Source organism: Falsiroseomonas sp. HW251 (genome assembly GCF_050563545.1).
GTDB lineage: Bacteria > Pseudomonadota > Alphaproteobacteria > Acetobacterales > Acetobacteraceae > Falsiroseomonas.
In genome coordinates, this window is record NZ_JBNXUM010000041.1 from 20,658 (window position 1) to 38,734 (window position 18,077).

Annotated in this window: 17 protein-coding genes; 12 read left to right on the forward strand and 5 right to left on the reverse strand. The window is 71.4% G+C overall.

Translation table 11 applies throughout. From position 1 onward, the window contains the following. Positions 1 to 19: 19 nt before the first annotated feature. The 3 genes from ACLF3M_RS31585 to ACLF3M_RS31595 are packed head-to-tail and all read left to right on the forward strand — an operon-like array spanning position 20 to position 2,883. Positions 20 to 1,051, forward strand: a complete 1,032-nt coding sequence (locus tag ACLF3M_RS31585; RefSeq protein WP_430661001.1) for a TRAP transporter substrate-binding protein — start codon at positions 20 to 22, stop codon at positions 1,049 to 1,051. Beyond that, entirely contained in the window at positions 1,051 to 1,563 is a 513-nt protein-coding gene (locus tag ACLF3M_RS31590; RefSeq protein ID WP_430661002.1) for a TRAP transporter small permease, read from the forward strand. The genes ACLF3M_RS31585 and ACLF3M_RS31590 overlap by 1 nt, the downstream gene beginning before the upstream one ends. A gap of 3 nt (positions 1,564 to 1,566) precedes the next feature. After that, positions 1,567 to 2,883 (forward strand): TRAP transporter large permease, encoded by a 1,317-nt coding sequence (locus ACLF3M_RS31595; RefSeq protein WP_430661003.1) that lies wholly within the window; start codon positions 1,567 to 1,569, stop codon positions 2,881 to 2,883. Here the strand turns inward: ACLF3M_RS31595 and ACLF3M_RS31600 are convergent, their stop codons facing one another. Next, positions 2,884 to 3,852 (reverse strand): Bug family tripartite tricarboxylate transporter substrate binding protein, encoded by a 969-nt coding sequence (locus ACLF3M_RS31600; protein WP_430661004.1) that lies wholly within the window; start codon positions 3,850 to 3,852, stop codon positions 2,884 to 2,886. A gap of 72 nt (positions 3,853 to 3,924) precedes the next feature. Here ACLF3M_RS31600 and ACLF3M_RS31605 point away from each other — a divergent pair, with 72 nt between their 5' ends. From ACLF3M_RS31605 to ACLF3M_RS31625, 5 genes are read left to right on the forward strand one after another with little or no spacing between them, the layout of a single operon-like run. After that, positions 3,925 to 4,623: a hypothetical protein gene (locus tag ACLF3M_RS31605; RefSeq protein WP_430661005.1), complete on the forward strand. Its 699-nt coding sequence runs from the start codon at positions 3,925 to 3,927 to the stop codon at positions 4,621 to 4,623. Positions 4,624 to 4,682: 59 nt separating this feature from the next. Next, complete coding sequence (locus ACLF3M_RS31610; RefSeq protein WP_430661006.1) at positions 4,683 to 5,630, forward strand: aminotransferase class IV; 948 nt, start codon at positions 4,683 to 4,685, stop codon at positions 5,628 to 5,630. Next, positions 5,627 to 6,652: an extracellular solute-binding protein gene (locus tag ACLF3M_RS31615; RefSeq protein ID WP_430661007.1), complete on the forward strand. Its 1,026-nt coding sequence runs from the start codon at positions 5,627 to 5,629 to the stop codon at positions 6,650 to 6,652. Before ACLF3M_RS31610 ends, ACLF3M_RS31615 begins: the two co-directional genes overlap by 4 nt. Before the next feature lies 1 nt (position 6,653). Next, a complete protein-coding gene (locus ACLF3M_RS31620; RefSeq protein ID WP_430661008.1) occupies positions 6,654 to 7,832 on the forward strand; it encodes an ABC transporter permease in 1,179 nt (392 codons plus the stop codon). Continuing rightward, a complete protein-coding gene (locus tag ACLF3M_RS31625) occupies positions 7,832 to 8,608 on the forward strand; it encodes an ABC transporter permease (RefSeq protein WP_430661009.1) in 777 nt (258 codons plus the stop codon). Before ACLF3M_RS31620 ends, ACLF3M_RS31625 begins: the two co-directional genes overlap by 1 nt. A gap of 6 nt (positions 8,609 to 8,614) precedes the next feature. On the opposite strand, the gene ACLF3M_RS31630 is transcribed toward ACLF3M_RS31625, so the two are convergent. The 3 genes from ACLF3M_RS31630 to ACLF3M_RS31640 form a co-directional block, all read right to left on the reverse strand. Further along, entirely contained in the window at positions 8,615 to 9,580 is a 966-nt protein-coding gene (locus ACLF3M_RS31630; RefSeq protein WP_430661010.1) for a Bug family tripartite tricarboxylate transporter substrate binding protein, read from the reverse strand. Between the two features lie 57 nt (positions 9,581 to 9,637). Then, positions 9,638 to 10,732, reverse strand: a complete 1,095-nt coding sequence (locus ACLF3M_RS31635; RefSeq protein WP_430661011.1) for a YihY/virulence factor BrkB family protein — start codon at positions 10,730 to 10,732, stop codon at positions 9,638 to 9,640. Positions 10,733 to 10,858: 126 nt separating this feature from the next. Continuing rightward, positions 10,859 to 11,914, reverse strand: coding sequence for an alkene reductase (locus ACLF3M_RS31640; protein ID WP_430661012.1), 1,056 nt, complete (start codon positions 11,912 to 11,914; stop codon positions 10,859 to 10,861). Between the two features lie 157 nt (positions 11,915 to 12,071). Between ACLF3M_RS31640 and ACLF3M_RS31645 the strand changes: the two genes are divergently transcribed. Continuing rightward, positions 12,072 to 12,986: an NAD(P)/FAD-dependent oxidoreductase gene (locus tag ACLF3M_RS31645; RefSeq protein WP_430661013.1), complete on the forward strand. Its 915-nt coding sequence runs from the start codon at positions 12,072 to 12,074 to the stop codon at positions 12,984 to 12,986. Positions 12,987 to 13,120: 134 nt separating this feature from the next. Then, entirely contained in the window at positions 13,121 to 14,386 is a 1,266-nt protein-coding gene (locus ACLF3M_RS31650; protein WP_430661014.1) for a hemerythrin domain-containing protein, read from the forward strand. A gap of 45 nt (positions 14,387 to 14,431) precedes the next feature. On the opposite strand, the gene ACLF3M_RS31655 is transcribed toward ACLF3M_RS31650, so the two are convergent. Next, a complete protein-coding gene (locus ACLF3M_RS31655) occupies positions 14,432 to 14,869 on the reverse strand; it encodes an Lrp/AsnC family transcriptional regulator (protein WP_430661015.1) in 438 nt (145 codons plus the stop codon). Positions 14,870 to 15,001: 132 nt separating this feature from the next. On the opposite strand from ACLF3M_RS31655, the gene ACLF3M_RS31660 reads away from it, so the two are divergent. Together ACLF3M_RS31660 and ybaL are read left to right on the forward strand one after the other, a co-directional pair. Beyond that, the gene (locus ACLF3M_RS31660) at positions 15,002 to 16,258 is read left to right on the forward strand and encodes a D-amino acid dehydrogenase (protein ID WP_430661016.1); all 1,257 of its coding nucleotides are present in this window, start codon (positions 15,002 to 15,004) and stop codon (positions 16,256 to 16,258) included. 100 nt (positions 16,259 to 16,358) lie between these two features. Then, positions 16,359 to 18,071 carry a YbaL family putative K(+) efflux transporter gene (ybaL, locus tag ACLF3M_RS31665; RefSeq protein WP_430661017.1) on the forward strand — a complete coding sequence of 571 codons (1,713 nt, stop codon included), beginning with the start codon at positions 16,359 to 16,361 and terminating at the stop codon, positions 18,069 to 18,071. Positions 18,072 to 18,077 lie beyond the last annotated feature (6 nt).

Sequence of the window (18,077 nt, forward strand, 5' to 3'; positions counted from 1 at the left end):
GGAAAACAGGGAGAGAACAATGCAGCGCAGACTTCTGATCGGCGCCGGGCTCGGCGCGCTGGCCGCGCCGATGGTGGCGAAGGCCCAGCAGAGCTTCACCTTCCGGCTGCACAGCTTCTCCTCGCCGACGGCGCTCGATCACACGCTGCATCTCGACCCCTGGGCCGCGCGGATCCAGCAGCAGTCGCAGGGCCGCATCCGGATCGAGAGCTACCCCGCCATGCAGCTCGGCGGGCAGCCGCGCGACCTGCCGCAGCAGCTGGAAGACGGGGTGGTGGACATCATCTGGACCGTCCCCGGCTTCACCCCCGGCCGCTTCATGGGGACCGAGGGGCTCGAGATGCCCTTCATGAACACGGGCCTGTCGGCCACGGAGTCCGTCGCGGCCTATGAGTTCTGCACGAAGAATCTGGCCGACACGGAATACCGCGGCATCAAGATCATCTCTATCCACTCGACCGACCGCGCTCTGGTGCATACCAGCCGCAAGCCGATCCGCGTGCAGGACGACTTCAAGGGGCTGCGGCTTCGCGTCGCTGGCCGCTTCATCGGCGAGGCCGTGACCGCGCTCGGCGCCACGCCGGTCGGCATTCCCTTGGGCGGCGTCTATGAGGCGACGGCGCGCAACCAGGTGGACGGCTTCCTCATCAACTGGGCGATCACCCATCCCTTCCGCCTCTACGAGGTCGCGAAATACCACTCCGAGCCCAAGGGCGGGCTGTTCCAGGGCATGCTGCTGACGCTGATGAGCCTGCGGAGCTACAACCGCCTGCCGGCGGAGCTGAAGGCGGTGGTGGACGCCAATTCCGGTGCGGCGCTGTCGAAACAGCTCGGCGAGGTCTGGGATACCCAGACCCAGCAGGCGATCGACGCGACGCGGGCCGCCGGCAACGAGATCATCGAGATCCCGGATGCCGAGAAGGCGCGCTGGCGCAATGCGGTGGCGCCGGCCTATGAGGCCTGGATCGCCGAGATGAACCGCCGCGGCCGCAACGGGCGCGCGCTGTTCGACGACATGATGTCGGTCACCGCGGCGCACGGCCGGACCTGATGGCGCGGCTGCGCGGGGCGCTCACCGGCGTCGCGACCGCGCTGGCGCTGGTGGCGGGCGCGCTGCTGATGGTGGCGATCGGGGTGACGACGGCGTCGGTCATCCGCAGCGCGGTGATCAACAAGCCTATCCTGGGCGATTCCGAGATCGTGGAGATGCTGCTCGGCGTCGCCGTCGCGCTGTGCCTGCCGCTCTGCGAGATGAAGGGCGCGCATGTGCTGGTGGATTTCTTCACGCAGAAGCTGCCGCCGCGCGCCATCGCGGGGCTGGATGCGCTGATGCGCGCGGTGGGCGCGCTGGTCATCGCGGTGCTGGCCTGGCGGCTGGCGATCGGCGGATTCAACATGTGGGACCGCGAGCGCGAGACGATGTTCCTGCTGATCCCCTATTGGTGGGGCTATGCGGGGGCGGCGATCGGCATGACGGTCTGGACGGTCTGCGCGGGTTTCGTGGCGGTCGAGAGCGCGGCGAACTCCCTGAAACCCTCTCCCGCGAGCGGGGGAGGGGGGTAGAAGATGACCAACTTCGACATCGGCCTTTTCATGTTCGCGGGCGCCCTGCTGCTGATCGGGCTGCGCATGCCGGTCGGCATCGCGATGCTGCTGGTGGGCGGGCTCGGCTATGCCGCGATCTCCGGCGCGGACCGGCTGCTTGCCTCGCTGAACACGCTCACCTTCAGCCGCTTCTCCTCCTACACGCTCTCGGTCATCCCGCTGTTCCTGCTGATGGGCGATTTCGCGACCAAGGGGGGCATGAACCGCGCGCTGTTCCGCTGCGCGCGGGCCTGGATGGGGCATTGGCGCGGCGGGCTGGCGGTGGCCACCATCGGGGGCTGCGCGGCCTTCGGGGCGATCTGCGGGTCGTCGCTGGCCACCGCCGCGACGATGAGCCAGGTGGCGGGGCCGGAGATGCGCCGGCACGGCTATTCGCCGGCGCTGGCCACCGGGACGCTGGCTGCCGGCGGCACGCTCGGCATCCTGATCCCGCCGAGCGTCATCCTGGTGATCTACGCCATCTACACCGAGCAGAGCATCGGCCAGATGTTCGTCGCCGCCGTGATCCCCGGGCTGATCGCGACGGCGGGCTACATGCTGGTGGTGAACCTCTACACCCGCTTCGCCCCCGACGCCGCGCCGGCGGCGGCGCGGATGAACTGGGGCGAACGGGTGCGCGCCACCGCCGATGTCTGGCCGGTCGTGCTGGTCTTCGTCCTGGTCGTCACCGGCATGTATGACGGCTGGTTCAGCGCGACCGAGGGAGCGGCGATCGGCGCCGCGGCGACCTTCGTCCTTGCGGTGACGCTGGGCGGCATGCGGTGGCAGGGGCTGAAGGAAAGCCTGCTCTCCACGGCCGAGACCACCGGACTGATCTTCCTGGTGCTGCTCGGGGCGGAGTTGTTCAGTGCGGCGCTGGCGCTGTCGCAGCTGCCGACGGAACTGTCGGCCGCGGTCGCGCGGCTGGATGTCGCGCCGATCACCGTGCTTCTCGCGATCCTGGTGATCTACTTCATCCTGGGCTGCTTCATGGAAAGCCTGGCGATGGTGCTGCTGACGCTGCCGATCTTCGTGCCGCTGATGCTGTCGCTCGACTTCGGGATGGACAGGACGCAGGTGCTGACCTGGTTCGGCATCCTGGTGCTGATGAGCGTCGAGGTCGGGATGATCTCGCCGCCCTTCGGGCTCAATCTCTTCGTCATCAACGCCATGGCGAAGGACGTGCCGATGGGCGAGACCTATCGCGGCGTGATGGGCTTCGTCGCCTCGGACGCGGTGCGGATCCTGCTGCTGGCCCTGGTGCCGGCGATCAGCCTCTGGCTGCCGGGGTTGTGGTAGCTAATTGACCTCGATGCGGGCCTGGCGCACCACCTCGCGCCAGCGCGCGAGATCGGACGCGATCAGCCGGGCGAGCTCCTCGCGGCTCGATGCGTCCACGGCGAAGCCGACGCGGTTCAGGCGTTCCGTCACGTCCGGCGCGCGGAGCGCCGCGACCATCACCTCGTTCAGCCGGTCGAGGATCGGCACCGGCGTGGCGACCGGCGCGACGACGCCGGTCCAGCTGCCGCTGACGATATCGGGCAGGCCCTGCTCGGTCATGGTGGGCACGTCGGGGAGCGTCGGCATGCGGCGGGGCCCGGCGACGGCGATGCCGCGCAAGCTCCCGGCCTGGACCTGGGGTCCGACCGTCGCGGCGTTCAGCATCGCGACCGGCGCCTGGTTCTGCATCACCGCCTGCATCGCGGCCGGGCCGCCCTGGAAGGGGACGGCGGTCGCCTCGGTGCCGGTGCGCAGGCGGAAGAGCTCCATGCCGAGCTGCTCGGAGGAGCCGACGCCGGAGGAGGCGTAGTTCACGCCGGTGGGCTGCGCCTTCATCCAGGCCACCACCTCCGGCACCGTCCGCGCGGGGATAGCGGGGTTGACGACCAGCATGTTGGGCACGCTCATCACCAAAGTGATGGGGGCGAAGTCGCGTTCCGTGGCGTAGCCCGGGCTGCGCATGACGACCTCGTTGATGGTCAGCGTGCCGCTGGCCGCGACCAGCAGCGTGTGGCCGTCGGGCGCGCTCTGCGCGACGAAGCGGGACCCGATGGCGCCGGTCGCGCCGGTGCGGTTGTCCACCACGACGGGCTGGCCGAGCGCGGCCTGCATGCCGGCCTGCATCACGCGCGCCGCCAGGTCCGTCGGGCCGCCCGGCGGGAAGGGCACGACAAGCGTGATCGGCCGGTTCGGCGCCCAGGTCTGGGCGAGCGCGGCGCGCGGCAGCAGCGGCACGGCGAGCAGGGCAAGGGCGTGGCGGCGGCGCATCGGTCGTCTCCCTGGGTCCGGCGTATTTGACCCGCCCTCCCGCGCCGCGCCAAGCCATGCCACCTTGCCGGGATGACCGCGCCCGAGCCGGAAGAGGTCCGTGCCCGCCTGGAGGCGATCCGCGCCGCGCGCGGCGGCTTCGTGCTGCCGCATCACGGGCTGATGGCGGCCGCGCTGCCGGAGCTGCATGGGCAATACGAGGCGATGTATCGCGCGCTGACGCTGGACCGGCGGCACCTGGCGCCGCTGGCGCGCGAAACCGTCTGGCTCGCGATCCTCTCGGCCTGCCAGGAGCCGGTCGGCACGCATCACCTCCTGAAGTTCAGGGCGGCTGGCGGGACCGAGGACCGGGCGCTGGCGGTCTTCCGGCTGGCGGGCTGGGCCGCGGGCGCGCCGCGCTACGCGACGCTGGACGGGGCCTGGGCTGCGCATTTCGGGACCGACCTGCGCGACGCCTATCTCGATGGCGGCCGCGCGCTGCTCGGCGGGGCGATCGAGGAGACGCTGGCGCGCACCTGCCTCGCCGCGATCCATGCGGCGTCGGACCATCGCTGGGGTCTGGAAGCGGAGATCGAGGCCGCGCTGCATCTCGGCGTGCCGGAGCCCGAGCTCGCGGAGGCGCTGTCGCTGGTGATCTGGCCGCGCGGCGTGAACCCCTTCGTCCGCGCGGCCGAGGCCTGGCTCGGCCTGATCCGGAGCGGCCGCGTGCCGGCGAGCGAGGCCTTCCGGGCCTGGGCCGCGGTGCCGGACCAGGGACCGCAGAAGATCTGACCGCGCGCCCGCCGTGCGCGACATTTGACCGCGCACGCGACGGGGGGCACATCTGGCGCATGGCCGAGGCGCTGAACATCCCCACCCACCTGACGGTGGAGAACGCGGATTTCTCCAGGGCGATGGCCTGGCTCGACGGCGCGGTCGTGCCGCTTGAGGAAGCGCGGATCCCCGTGCGCGACCTCGGGCTGATGTATGCCGACATGACCTATGACGTGGTCCACACCTGGAAGGGCGGCTTCTTCCGGCTGGAGGATCACCTCGACCGGTTCCTGGCATCCTGCGAAGGGCTGCGGCTCGATCCCGGCACCGACCGCGATGGGCTGCGCAGGCGCCTGGCCGCGCTGGTGCGGGCGAGCGGGCTTCCCGACACGCTGGTCTATTTCGCCTGCACGCGCGGCACCGCGGTGCCCGGCACGCGCGACCCCGCGCGGCACAGGGCGCATCGGTTCTTCGCGACCGTCACGCCGCTGGTCCTGCGCGGCCAGCCCGAGGAGATGCGGCGCGGCCTGCACGCCATGATCGTGCGCGGCATCCCGCGCATCGCCGCGGCGTCGGTGAACCCGCACTGGAAGAACACGCATTGGGGCGACTTCCACCGCGCCACCTTCGTTGCCAGGGATTCGGGCGAGGACGTGGCGCTGCTGCTCGCTACCGACGGCGCGGTCGCGGAGGCCCCGGGCTTCAACATCGTCGCGTATCTCGACGGCGGGCTGGTCGCGCCTGACGCCAATGTCCTGCCGGGCGTGTCCTGCCGGACGATGTTCGAGATCGCGGGGGATCTTGGCATTCCTGCGCGCTACGGGCGCCTGATGCCGGAGGAGCTGGCGCGGGCGGAGGAGGCGTTCCTGACCGCGACCTCCTGCGGGCTGTTCCCGGTGACGCGGCTGGACGGGCGGCCCGTGGGGAAGGGCGTGCCGGGGCCGGTCACGACCCGCTTGCTCAATGCGTATTACGAGCGAAAGAATGCGGGGTGGCGGATCACGCCGGTGGAGACCATTCGATGAGGCGTCTGCTTTTCGCGCTCCTCGCGCTTGTCCTCGCGGCGGCGCCCGCTCTGGCGCAGCGCGACCTGACCATCGTCGCGGGCGGCGGGCAGCTGCAGGACCACATGCGGCGCACGCTGTTCGAGACCTTCACGCAGCGCACCGGCGTCGCCGTGCGGGACAGCAGCTACGACTACAATGTCGGCCCGATCCGCGCGATGGTGCAGGCGCGCAACGTGACGTGGGACGTCGTGCTGGTGGAGGCGCCGGACCTGATCCGCGGCTGCGAAGACGGCATCTTCGAGCGCATCGACTGGTCCGTCGTGAACCGCGAGAAGTTCCTGCCGGGCGGCGCGATCACCTGCGGCGCGGGCGCGATCGGCTGGGGCGTGTCGGTCTTCCGCGACGTCGCGCGCAACCCGAACGGACCGTCGAACTGGCAAGAATTCTGGGACGTGCAGCGCTTCCCCGGCCGGCGCACGCTGCGCCGCGGCGCGCGCATGACGCTCGAGATCGCGCTGATGGGCGATGGCGTGCCGGCTTCCGAGGTCTATCGCGTGCTGGCGACGCCGGCGGGGCAGCAGCGCGCCTTCGCGGCACTCGACCGCATCCGGCCGCACCTGGTGTTCTGGACGGGCGGGCAGCAGCCGCTGGAATGGGTGAACGCCGGCGAGGTCGCCTATGCCGTCGGCTTCGTCGGACGCACCGCCAATGCCATCCGGGGCGGCGCGCGGCTCGACCTGAACTGGAACACGCTGCTCTACAGCTACGACTACTGGGCCGTGGTGCGGGGCTCGCCCAACGCGGCGAATGCGATGCGGCTGATCAACCACATCACCGATGCCGATCCGCTGCGCGCGCTTTCCGCGGTGTGGCCGATCAACCCCGTGACGGCGGCGGTCGCCAACGACCCCGCGGTGCGCGCGGCCAACCCGCTGATGATGAGCAACCACCAGGCCGGCGGCCTGCAGATCGACACGGAGTTCTGGCTGGACCAGGGCACCGACCTCGAGCAGCGCTTCGCGTCCTGGCTGAATCGGTGAAGTGAGGGGGCAGAAGCTCCTCGCCGCCGCGCTGCTTGCGCCGCTGCTGCTGCTGATCGCGGGCGCCTTCGTCATCCCGGTCGGCATCACGCTCTTCATGGCGGTCGCCGACCGCGAGGTCCCGGCGGCGCTGCCGCGGACCTCCGCCGCGCTTGCGGCCTGGGACGGGCAGGGACTGCCGCCCGAGGCCGCCTTCGCCGCGATCGCGCGGGAACTCTCGGACGCGCTGGAGGAACGCCGAATCGGCGAGGTCTCGCAGCGCCTGAACTTCGAGCGGACGGGCATGCGCGCCCTGCTGCTGCGCACCGCGCGCGCGGGGCCGCGCCTTGCGGCGCCCTATGCCGAGAACCTGCCCGCGCTCGACGCCCGCTGGGCGGATCCCGACACCTGGAGGATGATCCGCCGCGCAAGCGGGCCGACGACCTCGCTCTACATGCTGCGCGCGCTCGACCTCACACGGACGCCGGATGGCGAGGTGCGTGCGGTCGATGCGGACCAGGCGGTCTTCGTCACGCTGTTCCTGCGCACGCTCTGGGTCAGCCTGGTCGTGACGCTCGCCTGCGTCGTGCTGGGCTGGCCGGTGGCGGCGACGATCGCGGCGCTGCGGCCGCCCTGGTCCTCGGCCGCGCTGATGCTGGTGCTGCTGCCCTTCTGGTCGTCGGTCATGGTGCGCTCCACCGCCTGGTTCGCGCTGCTGCAGCGAGAGGGGCCGGTGAACGACGCGCTGGTCTTCCTCGGGCTCGTGGAGGCGCCGCTGCAGCTCGTGGGCACGCGCGTCGCGGTGCTGCTGGCGACCATCCACGTCCTGCTGCCGGTCGCGATCCTGCCGATGGTCGGCGTGATGACCAGGCTCGACCGGCGCTACCTGCAGGCCGCGCATTCGCTCGGCGCGACGCCCTGGCTGGCGTTCCGCCGGGTCTGGCTGCCGCTGTCGCTGCCGGGCGTGCTGGCCGGCGCGGCGATGACCTTCCTGATCGCGGTCGGCTTCTACATCACGCCGGCGCTGGTCGGCGGGGAGCGCGACCAGCTCGTCGCCTGGTTCATCGCGCAGTTCCTGAACCGCGACGTGAACTGGGGCATGTCGGCGGCGCTGTCGGTCTATCTGCTGGCGATGGCCGGCGCGGTGGTGGGGCTGCTGAAGGCGCTGACAGGCCGCACGCCCGTGGGCGCGCGGGGCTGATGCCGGGGCTGAAGCCGTCCCCGCTGCTGGTCGGCGCCTGCGCGCTGGTGCTGGCTTTCCTGACGGCGCCGATGGCCGCGGCGCTGTGGCTCAGCTTCTCGCCGACCGAGGTGCTGGCCTTCCCACCCAGGGGCTTCTCGCTCCGCTGGTATGTCGATTTCTTCGCCAACGAGCGCTGGACGCTGGCGACGCGCAACAGCCTGGTGGTGGGGGCCTGCACGATGCTGCTGGCGAGCGCGCTCGGGACGGCGGCGGCGATCGGGCTGCATCTCGGGCAGTTCCGCGGCCGCGCGCTGATCCTGGCGCTGCTGACGGCGCCGATGGTGACCCCCTTCATTGTCACCGCGGCGTCCCTGTTCTTCGCCTTCTCGCTGGTCGGGCTGGCGGGGACGCTGGCGGGGCTTGTGCTGGGCCACACCGTCGTCGCGGTGCCCTTCGTCGTCATCACCGTGCTGGCGAGCCTGTCCACCTTCGATTCCGGCCTGTTGCGCGCGGCGGCAAGCCTCGGCGCCCCGCCGGCGATGGCGTTCCGCCGCGTGCTGCTGCCGCGGATCTGGCCCGGGGTCGCGGCGGGCGCGGTCTTCGCCTTCGCGACCTCGCTCGATGAGTTCGTGATCACGCTCTTCCTGGCCGGCCCCGGCCAGTTCACGCTGCCGCGGCAGATGTATGCCAACGTCCGGGAATACATGACGCCGACCATCCTGGCCGCGGCGAGCTTGTTGTTCCTGGCGTCCTTCGTGTTCCTGCTACTGACGGAGGCGCTGCGGAAGCGGTGACGCCCGCTACTGCGGCTCGATGCGGCTGAGGATCGGGGTCCAGCGACGTTCCTCGATCTGCATGAAGGCCAGGTGCTCCGCTGCGGAGGAGGGCGTGACCTGCACGCCGAGCTTCTCGAACTCCGCGATGTTGGCGGGGTTGGCCATGACCTTGTCGAACGCGTCCCGCAGGCGCGCGACGACGGGGGCGGGCACGCCCTTCGGCGCGAACAGGCCCATCCAGCTCGTCACGCTGTAGCCCGGCAACGTCTCCGCCACTGTCGGCAGGTCCGGCAGCGCCGGCCAGCGCGTCGGGCCGGTCACGCCGAGCGCGCGCCACTGCCCCGCGCGGATCGGCTCCAGCGCCGTGGTGATGCCGCCGAACAGGACCTGGATCGCGCCGGTCGTGAGGTCGGCGCGCAGCAGCGCGTCGCCGCGATAGGGGACATGCACCATCTGGGTTCCCGTCATGTCCATGAACATCTCGGCCGAGAGATGGATCGAACCGCCCGCGCCGGCCGAGCCGAAATTGACCCGCCCCGGATTCGCGCGCGCATGGGCGATGAATTCCGGCACCGTCCGCGCCGGCACGGAGGGATGCACGACCAGCACGTTGGGCGCGGAGAACATCATCCCGAGCGGGTCGAAGTCGCGTTCCCAGCGGAAGGGCGTGTCGCGGATGAGGTAGCGCGTGTTGATGATGTTGGGCCCGGTCGCCAGCAGGGTGTAGCCGTCGGCCGGGCTCTTCGCCGCGGCGTCAACGCCGATGTTGCCGCCTGCGCCGGAGCGGTTGTCCACGACCATGCGCTGCGGCAGCTCGCGGCCCATCGCATCGGCGAAGGCGCGGGCATGCGTGTCGGAGGAGCCGCCGGCGGGAAAGGGCATGATCAGCCGGATCGGCCGGTCGGGGTAGGCCGCCTGCGCGACCGTTGGCAGCGGCGCCAGGGCCGCGGCCGCGGCAAGCAGGCCGCGGCGGGTGGTGGTGCGTCGCATCTCGCTCTCCCCGACGGTATCCCCAAGTCTCCCGCAGGGATCGAGGCGATGCAACGATCACGGCGCGACGGTGTCCGCCATCTTCGCGCCGCGCGTGCCCATCGGCTGCTCCGGCCCCGTCGTGGTGTCGCGCGCGGTCTGGTGCTCCATCTCGGCGTTCAGCTCGCCGCCGAGCAGCACCACGGCGCTGCTGATCCAGATCCAGGTCATGAAGCCGATGACGGCGCCGAGCGAGCCGTAGGTCTCGTTGTAGCTGCCGAAATTCTCGACGTACCAGGAGAAGCCGATCGAGCCCGCGAACCACACGATGGCCGCCATCGCGCTGCCCCAGGTCACCCAGCGCCAGCGCGCGCGCTCCCGGCTCGGCCCGAAGCGATACAGCGCGGCGAGGATCGTGCCGACCAGCAGCAGCAGCAGCGGCCAGCGCGCGATCCGCAGCAGCCATTCCACCTGCGTCTGCAGGCCGATGACGTTGAAGACCACGGGCAGCAGGATCACCGCGATCATCGACACGATCGCGAAGATCAGCCCGCCCAGCGTGAAGGCCAGGCTGACGAGCGTCAGCCGGATGAAGCTGCGCTTCTCCTTCTCCTCGTAGACGACGTTCAGCGCGTCGAACATCGCCTTGGTCGCCTGGTTCGCCGACCACAGCGACACCGCGAGGCCGATGATGGCGCCGACGCCGAGCGTGCCGGAGGGCTTGGAGGAGACGCGGCGGACCTGCTCCTCGATCAGCTGCATCCCGCCGCCGGGGACGATGCCCTGCAGCTGGTCGAACTGCTTCGAGATCGTCGCGGGGTCCGCGATCAGGCCATAGAGCGAGATCAGCGCCGCGATGGCGGGGAACAGCGCGAGCAGGGCGTAGAAGGTGACGCCCGCGGCCTCGCTCAGCAGCCGGTCCTCGTTCGCCTGATTCAGGGTGCGCTTGATGATCATCCACCAGCCCGCGCGGGGGATCTGGTGGGGGTGGTCTGCGTCGCGGCCGGCGCCGTCCTGCGGGATGGTCGCGGCATGCGGCTTCTGCCCGCGGTCGCGCTGGCGCGGCGGCGGCAGCAGCGCCCGGTGGCGGGAGGTGCCGAGCGCCAGCCAGGCGGCCATCGCCGCGGCGGCGATCACCCAGGGAGACGGCGAGGGAGGAGGACGGTCGGGCATGGGGGCTCCAGCGACACTGCGTTTCCTGCCGCAACGCCGCGGAGCGCGATGGGTGCCGCCCCAATTCGCCTGAGGTCCGCGTCTCCCGGGCGGCCTGCCGTGGCGGCCGCCCGGGACGATCGCGGGCTACGCTGCCAGCGCGGGGTAGTCCGTGTAGCCCTTCGCGTCGCCGCCGTAGAAGGTCGCGCTGTCCGGCGCGTTCAGGGGCGCGCGGCGCCGCAGCCGCTCCGGCAGGTCCGGATTTGCCAGGAAGCCCGTGCCGAAGGCGATCGCCTCGGCCCGGCCGGCGGCCAGGTCGACCTCGGCGCGGTCGCGGTCGTAGCCGCCGTTCAGGATCAGCCTCGCCCCCGACAGCCGCTTCGCCAGGCCCGGCACGTCGAAGTCGAGCTTCGGCCCGAGCAGGTGCAGATAGGCGAAGTCGCGCTTGCCGAGTTCGCGGAAGAGGTGCGTGTAGGTCTCCTCCACCGCGGGGTCGGCGATGTCGTTGAACGGGTTGCCGGGGCTCAGTCGGATCCCGACCCGCCCGCCGCCGATCGCGGCGATGCTGGCATCCAGCACGGCCAGCGCGAAGCGGGCGCGGTTCTCGGCGCTGCCGCCCCAGCGATCCTCGCGGCGGTTGGCGTTGGGCGCGAGGAACTGCGTGACGAGATAGCCATTCGCGCCATGGATCTCGATGCCGTCGAAGCCGGCCGCGACCGCGTTGCGCGCGGCGGCGGCGAAGTCGCCGATCACGCGCTCGATCCCGGCCTCGGTCAGCGCTTCCGGCACGGGGAGGGGCTTCATCCCGCCGGCGGTGAACATTTGGCCCTGGGCGGCGACGGCCGAGGGCGCGACGACCGGCAGCCCGCCGGTGTTGTCGGGATGCGAGATGCGGCCGGTGTGCATGATCTGGGCGACGATCCGCCCGCCCTTCGCGTGCACCGCCTCCGTCACGCCGCGCCAGCCCTGGACCTGGGCGTCGGAGAACAGGCCGGGGATGGTGATGTAGCCGAGCCCGTCGGCGGAGGGGGAGGTGCCCTCCGTCACGATCAGCCCCGCGCCGGCGCGCTGGCCGTAATAGGTCGCCATCAGCGGCGTCGGCACGTTGCCCGGCGCGCGGCTGCGCGTCATCGGCGCCATCACGATGCGGTTGGCGAGCGGGATGTCGCCGAGCGTCGTCGGCGTGAAGAGGATGTCGGTCATGCAAGGGGTCCTTGTGTGCGTGGCGCGGCGCACGGCGCCGCCTTGGGTCCGTAAGGTGGCGCAACGGCCGGACCCTGCCACCTGCGTCCGTCGGATGGCCGCCATTCACGGCAATGATGGAGCCGCGACCTCTGCACCCCTTGCGCGTTGGCGGTCCATGCAGGACGAAGTCGATGCGCTGGTCGTGGGCGGCGGGCCCGCGGGGATGACCGCCGCGCTCTACCTCGCGCGGTTCCGCCGTCGCGTGGTGGTGGCCGATGCCGGCGACCCCCGGGCCGCCTGGATCCCGGCGAGCCACAACATCCCCTTCTTCGCCGACGGCATCCCGGGGCCGGAGATCCTGGCCCGGCAGCGCGAGCATCTCGGCCGCTACCGCATTCCCGTGGTCGCGGCCGCCGTCACGTCCCTGGTGCGGGAAGGCGAGGGCTTCGCCGCGACGCTGGACGGCAGCGCGGTCATCCGCGCGCGGCACGTGCTGCTGGCGACCGGTGCCCGCGACATCGAGCCCGAGCTGCCGGATCTGCGGGATGCCGTCCGCCGCGGCCTGGTGCGCTACTGCCCGGTCTGCGACGGCTTCGAGAGCCGCGGCAAGCGCATCGCGGTCATCGGCCACGGCGCGACCGGCGCCGGCGAGGCGCTGTTCATCGCGCGGACCTATTCCGACGACGTGACGCTGCTGACGCTCGGCCGCATGGACATGGACGCGCCGACGCGCGAGCGGCTGGAACGGCATGGCGTGCGCGTCGTGGAGAAGCCGGTGACGGCATTGGATGTGCAGGACGGCCGCATCGCGGCGCTGCGGGTGGACGGGGCGGAGCTTCGCTTCGACATCCTCTATTCCGCGCTTGGCCTGGACTACAGGACGGAGCTGGCGGCGGCCCTGGGCGCGGAACGCGACGCGAAGGGCGCGCTGGTGGTGGATGGGGGGATGCAGACCACGGTGAAGGGGCTCTATGCCGCGGGCGACATCGTGACGGGGCTCGATCAGATCGTGGTCGGCATGGGCCATGCGGCGATCGCGGCCACGCGCATCCACAACGAATGCGGCATGCGGACGGAGGAGGAAGGGTAGGCACGGCTCCCCACCGGTCCGGAGCGGCATCTACCCTGCATTGTTCTGCTGCGCTGCGAAACTTCACCTGCATCCCTGCGCTGGACTCCCTGAACGCCACGGCCTGCGCCGTCGGCAACAAGGGATTGGACCACATGAACCTGCGCACCCTGATGCAAGCCGGCCCCGCACGGGCCAACGAGCTGTTCACGAAGCTCGCCGAGACCTCCGACGGCGCGGTGAAGACGCGCGAGCGCCTCTTTGCCGAGCTGAAGGCCGAGCTCGAACTGCATGCCAGCCTGGAGGAGCAGCACCTGTTCCCCGTGCTGCGCCGGAACGCCGAGACGAAGGAACTCGTCACCGACGCGATCCGCGACAACCGCGAGCTTCGCGCCCAGCTGGCCGAGCTCGAAGGCCTGCCCAAGGGCGACGAGAGCTTCGCGCAGCGGCTGAAGGAGCTGCAGAAGGCGTTCCGCCAGCACGCCCGCGACGAGAAGACGGAGATCCTGCCGGCGGTCCAGCGCGCGCTCAGCGAGGAGCAGGTGCAGGGCGTCGCCGAGAAGATCGAGGCCGGTCGCGCCGAGGCAGAGCAGGCCCGCGAGCAGGAGGCCGAGGATCGCCGCGCCCAGGCCCGTCAGGAGCGCGAGCAGGCCGATCAGGCGCGTGAGCAGGCCGAGGCCGAGGCGAGCCGCCAGCGCGAGCAGGAGGAAGCGGAATCCCGCCGCCAGCGCGAGGAGCTGCGTGCGCAGCACCAGGCCGAGCGGCAGGTCCGCGAGACCGCTCGCCACGTTGCCGATGCGGCCGTCAGGCCGGCGAAGATGGCGACCGACATGGCGCGGCAGATGACGCGCGTGGCCACCACCGCGTCGGAGGCCGCCATGCCGTCGCGTGCGACCGCGGTCTCGCTGACCGAACTCTTCTTCGCGCCCTGGATGGGCATGATGCAGGGCATGCAGCAGCAGCCCCAGCGACAGCAGCTGCAGCAGCGGCAGCCGTCGCCGCAGCAGCCCGTCCGCCAGGCGCCGGCCAACGCCGAGGAGGTGATCGCGCTCGGCGAGGAGGTCCTCGAGGTCGGCAAGCGCACCGAGGCGCGCGGCACCGCGCGCATCCACCGCTTCGTCGTCGAGACGCCGGTGGAGCGCCAGGTCACGCTGACGAGCGAGCGCGTGGTGGTGGAGCGGCGCCGCCCGCAGCGCGATGCCCGGACCGGCGAGGTGCTGACCGAGGTGACGGTCGAGGTGATCGAAACCGCGGAGGTGCCGGTGGTCGAGAAGCACCTGCGCCTGCGCGAGGAGATCGTCGTCCGCACCGAGCGCAGCGAGCGCGTCGAGACGGTGCGGGAGACGCTGAAGCGCGACGAGGTGGAGATCGAGCAGCCCGGCGCAGGCCGCGCGCGTCGCCAGATGCAGCGCGCGCACTAGCCGGACGGCCGCGCGCGGCCCGACCCCCCCCCGGGCCGCGCGCGCCTATCCCCTGATCACCGTCCGGATCGCGAAGCTCGACTGGATGCGGGCGACGCCGGGCATGCGGGACAGCGCTTCCTTGTGCAGGCGCTCGTAATCCGCGGCGTCGCGGACCTCGACGCGCAGCAGGTAGTCCGACATGCCGGTCATGAGGTGGCATTCGCGGACCTCCGGGCATTTGCGCACGGCGTCCTCGAAGCGGCGGAGATGCTCGTCGGTCTGGCGGTCCAGGGTGATCTGCACGATGACCGTCACCGCATCGCGCGCCGGCGCTTCCTCCACCACCACGGTGTAGCCGCGGATCGTGCCGTTGCGCTCTAGCAGGCGAAGCCGGCGGAGGCAGGCGGAAGGCGACAGGCCGACGGCCTCGGCCAGCGCCGAATTGGGCATGCGCCCGTCGCGCCGGAGCTCGCGGATGATGGCGCGGTCGGTCTCGTCCATGTCGGCAGATCCTGCGGAATCATGCAACATCATGCGATAAATTCGGCGATTTGGCCATTCCATGCGCCGGATGCGCGGGATATTCGCCGATCCCACCGGTTATCCTGGCCCCGCCACGAGGTGGAGGTTGCGATGCGCGTCCTGGTCCTGGGTTCCGGTGTCGTTGGCGTCGCGAGCGCTTGGTACCTCGCCCGCGCAGGGCACGAGGTGACGGTACTGGACCGCCAGCCCGCCGCAGGGATGGAGACCAGCTTCGCCAATGCCGGCCAGGTCTCGCCGGGCTACTCCGCCCCCTGGGCCGGCCCGGGCATCCCGATCAAGGCGATGAAGTGGCTGATGATGCGCCACCGCCCGCTGGTGCTGTGGCCGCAGGCCGATGGCGGGCTGTACCGCTGGCTCGGCCAGATGCTCGCGAATTGCACCGCGGCCGCCTATGGCGTGAACAAGGCCAGGATGGTGCGGCTGGCGGAGTATTCGCGCGACTGCCTGAGGGATCTGCGCGCCGAGACCGGCATCGAGTACGACCAGCGGACGAAGGGCACGCTGCAGCTCTTCCGCACGCAGAAGCAGCTGGATGCGGTGGGCGCCGACATCGAGGTGCTGAAGGCCTTCGGCGTACGCCACGCGCTGCTGGATGCCGCCGGCGCGGTTGCCGCCGAGCCGGCGCTCGGCCTCGTCCCTGGGAGGTTCGTGGGCGGGCTGCAGTTTCCGGGCGACGAGACCGGCGACGCCTTCCTCTTCACCCAGCGCCTTGCGGGGCTGGCGGCCGCCGCCGGCGTGACCTTCTGCCACGGCATCACGATCAGCGGCCTGACGACCGAGGCCGGCATGGTGACCGGCGTTCAGACCGACCAGGGCACCTTCGCCGCCGACCGCTACGTCGTCGCGATGGGGAGCTATACGCCGGCGCTGCTGCGGCCGCTGGCCGTGGATGTGCCGGTCTATCCCGTGAAGGGCTATTCGCTGACGCTGCCGGTGACCGACGAAGCCGCGGCGCCGGTTTCCACCGTGATGGACGAGACCTACAAGGTGGCGATCACCAGGCTCGGCGACCGCATCCGCGTGGGCGGCACCGCGGAGCTCGCGGGCTTCTCGCTCCGGCTGCGCAGGCCGCGGCGCGAGACGCTGGAGCATTCCGTCACCGACCTCTTCCCCCGCGGCGGCGACGTCGCCAAGGCGAGCTTCTGGACGGGGCTGCGCCCGATGACGCCGGACGGCACGCCGGTGGTGGGGCCGACACGCTATTCGAACCTGTACCTCAACACCGGCCACGGGACGCTGGGCTGGACGATGGCCTGCGGCTCGGGGCGGCTGCTCGCCGATCTCGTCACGGGCCGCAAGCCGGAGATCGCGTCCGACGACCTCGCGCTCGCGCGCTACGCCGCCTGAGTACCTGAATTTCGCGCCGGCGGCGCAATATCCAGAAAATTTCCGGTTGATCTCGGCTCCCTCGCCCCGCATTTAGGAGGCGAGGCGAAGGGAGACGAATTTGCCGGGACACGACACACCCCTCATCGCGACGATTGCGATCGGTTTCGCGCTGGCCTTCCTGCTGGGGATGGTCGCGCATCGGCTGAAGCTGTCGCCGCTGGTCGGCTATCTCGCCGCCGGTGTCGTGGTCGGGCCCTTCACGCCGGGCTTCGTGGCGGATGCGGAACTCGCGGGCGAGCTCGCGGAGCTCGGCGTGATCCTGCTGATGTTCGGCGTCGGCCTGCACTTCTCGCTGAAGGAGCTGATGGAGGTCCGCGCCATCGCGGTGCCCGGCGCGGTCGCGCAGATTGCGGTGGCAACGATGATGGGCATGGGGCTGGCCCGGGCGCATGGCTGGGGCAGCGGCGCGGGGCTGGTCTTCGGTCTCGCGCTGTCCGTCGCCTCCACGGTCGTGCTGGTGCGCGCGCTGCAGGAGAGGAAGATCCTGGAGAGCGAGCGCGGCCGCATCGCCGTGGGCTGGCTGATCGTCGAGGACCTCGTGATGGTCCTTGCGCTGGTGCTGCTGCCGGCGCTGGCGCCCGCGCTGACCTCGGGCGCGTCGCTCTCGGCCGGGGCGCTGGCGACCACCATCGGCCTCACGCTGGTCAAGGTCGCGGCCTTCGTGGCCGTCATGCTGGTCGCGGGAAGGCGGCTGATCCCCTGGATCATGCACCACGCCGCCCATACGGGATCGCGGGAGCTGTTCCGCCTGGCCGTCTATGCGATCGCGCTCGGCGTCGCCTTCGGCGCGGCGAAGCTGTTCGACGTCTCCTTCGCGCTCGGTGCCTTCTTCGCGGGGATGATGATGGGCGAAAGCCGCCTGTCGCAGCGCGCGGCGGAGGAAGCGCTGCCGCTGCGCGACGCCTTCGCCGTGCTGTTCTTCGTCTCGGTGGGAATGCTGTTCAACCCCGCGGTGATCCTGCAGGCGCCGCTGGCGCTGCTGGCGACGGTGCTGATCATCGTCTTCGGCAAGTCCATCGCGGCCTTCGCGATCGTGCGGCTGTTCGGGCACCCCACGGGCACGGCGATCACGGTCTCCGCCGCGCTCGCGCAGATCGGCGAGTTCAGCTTCATCCTGGCGGGGCTCGGCGTCGCGCTGGGGCTGCTGCCGCCGGAGGGTCGCGACCTGATCCTGGCCGGCGCGATCCTGTCCATCGCGCTCAATCCCTTCCTGTTTGCCGCGGTCGAGAAGGGCCGGACGAAGCTGCTGACGCGCATCGCCTTCACCGCGGAAGCGCCGAAGTCCGCCGTGCCGGCGCCTGCCGCGCCGGAGCCCGCGCCCGCCCCGCAGCCCGCGCCGGAGCCGCCAGGGGTGACCGCGATGGCGGACCACGACGTCGTCGTCGGCTATGGCCGCGTGGGGTCGCTCGTCGCGCCGGGGCTGCTCGCGACGGGCCGGCCGGTGCTGGTCATCACGACCGAGGACGAGGCGGCCGATGCCGCCCGCGCCGCCGGCGCCGAAGTCGTCGTCGGCAACGCCGTCGAACCCGAGGTGCTGGCCGCGGCGAACCTGCCCGCCGCCCGCCGCCTGTTCTGCACCATCCCCGAAGCCTTCGAGGCCGGCGACCTGGTGCGCCAGGCCCGCGCGCTGAACCCGAGGCTCGAGATCCTGGCGCGGGCGCACAGCGACGAGGCGGTGTCGCATCTCGCGGGGATGGGGGCGGACGTCACGGTGCTGGGCGAGCGCGAGATCGCGCTGCGCATGCTGGAGCAGGCCGCGGAGGCGGGATAGGAGTCC

What these genes read in the sequence shown, in the direction of transcription:
- ACLF3M_RS31585 (WP_430661001.1), top strand. Translation starts at nt 20, where the DNA reads ATGCAGCGCAGACTTCTGATCGGCGCCGGGCTCGGCGCGCTGGCCGCG.
- ACLF3M_RS31590 (WP_430661002.1), top strand. Translation starts at nt 1,051, where the DNA reads ATGGCGCGGCTGCGCGGGGCGCTCACCGGCGTCGCGACCGCGCTGGCG.
- ACLF3M_RS31595 (WP_430661003.1), top strand. Translation starts at nt 1,567, where the DNA reads ATGACCAACTTCGACATCGGCCTTTTCATGTTCGCGGGCGCCCTGCTG.
- ACLF3M_RS31600 (WP_430661004.1), bottom strand. Translation starts at nt 3,852, where the DNA reads ATGCGCCGCCGCCACGCCCTTGCCCTGCTCGCCGTGCCGCTGCTGCCG.
- ACLF3M_RS31605 (WP_430661005.1), top strand. Translation starts at nt 3,925, where the DNA reads ATGACCGCGCCCGAGCCGGAAGAGGTCCGTGCCCGCCTGGAGGCGATC.
- ACLF3M_RS31610 (WP_430661006.1), top strand. Translation starts at nt 4,683, where the DNA reads ATGGCCGAGGCGCTGAACATCCCCACCCACCTGACGGTGGAGAACGCG.
- ACLF3M_RS31615 (WP_430661007.1), top strand. Translation starts at nt 5,627, where the DNA reads ATGAGGCGTCTGCTTTTCGCGCTCCTCGCGCTTGTCCTCGCGGCGGCG.
- ACLF3M_RS31625 (WP_430661009.1), top strand. Translation starts at nt 7,832, where the DNA reads ATGCCGGGGCTGAAGCCGTCCCCGCTGCTGGTCGGCGCCTGCGCGCTG.
- ACLF3M_RS31630 (WP_430661010.1), bottom strand. Translation starts at nt 9,580, where the DNA reads ATGCGACGCACCACCACCCGCCGCGGCCTGCTTGCCGCGGCCGCGGCC.
- ACLF3M_RS31635 (WP_430661011.1), bottom strand. Translation starts at nt 10,732, where the DNA reads ATGCCCGACCGTCCTCCTCCCTCGCCGTCTCCCTGGGTGATCGCCGCC.
- ACLF3M_RS31640 (WP_430661012.1), bottom strand. Translation starts at nt 11,914, where the DNA reads ATGACCGACATCCTCTTCACGCCGACGACGCTCGGCGACATCCCGCTC.
- ACLF3M_RS31645 (WP_430661013.1), top strand. Translation starts at nt 12,072, where the DNA reads ATGCAGGACGAAGTCGATGCGCTGGTCGTGGGCGGCGGGCCCGCGGGG.
- ACLF3M_RS31650 (WP_430661014.1), top strand. Translation starts at nt 13,121, where the DNA reads ATGAACCTGCGCACCCTGATGCAAGCCGGCCCCGCACGGGCCAACGAG.
- ACLF3M_RS31655 (WP_430661015.1), bottom strand. Translation starts at nt 14,869, where the DNA reads ATGGACGAGACCGACCGCGCCATCATCCGCGAGCTCCGGCGCGACGGG.
- ACLF3M_RS31660 (WP_430661016.1), top strand. Translation starts at nt 15,002, where the DNA reads ATGCGCGTCCTGGTCCTGGGTTCCGGTGTCGTTGGCGTCGCGAGCGCT.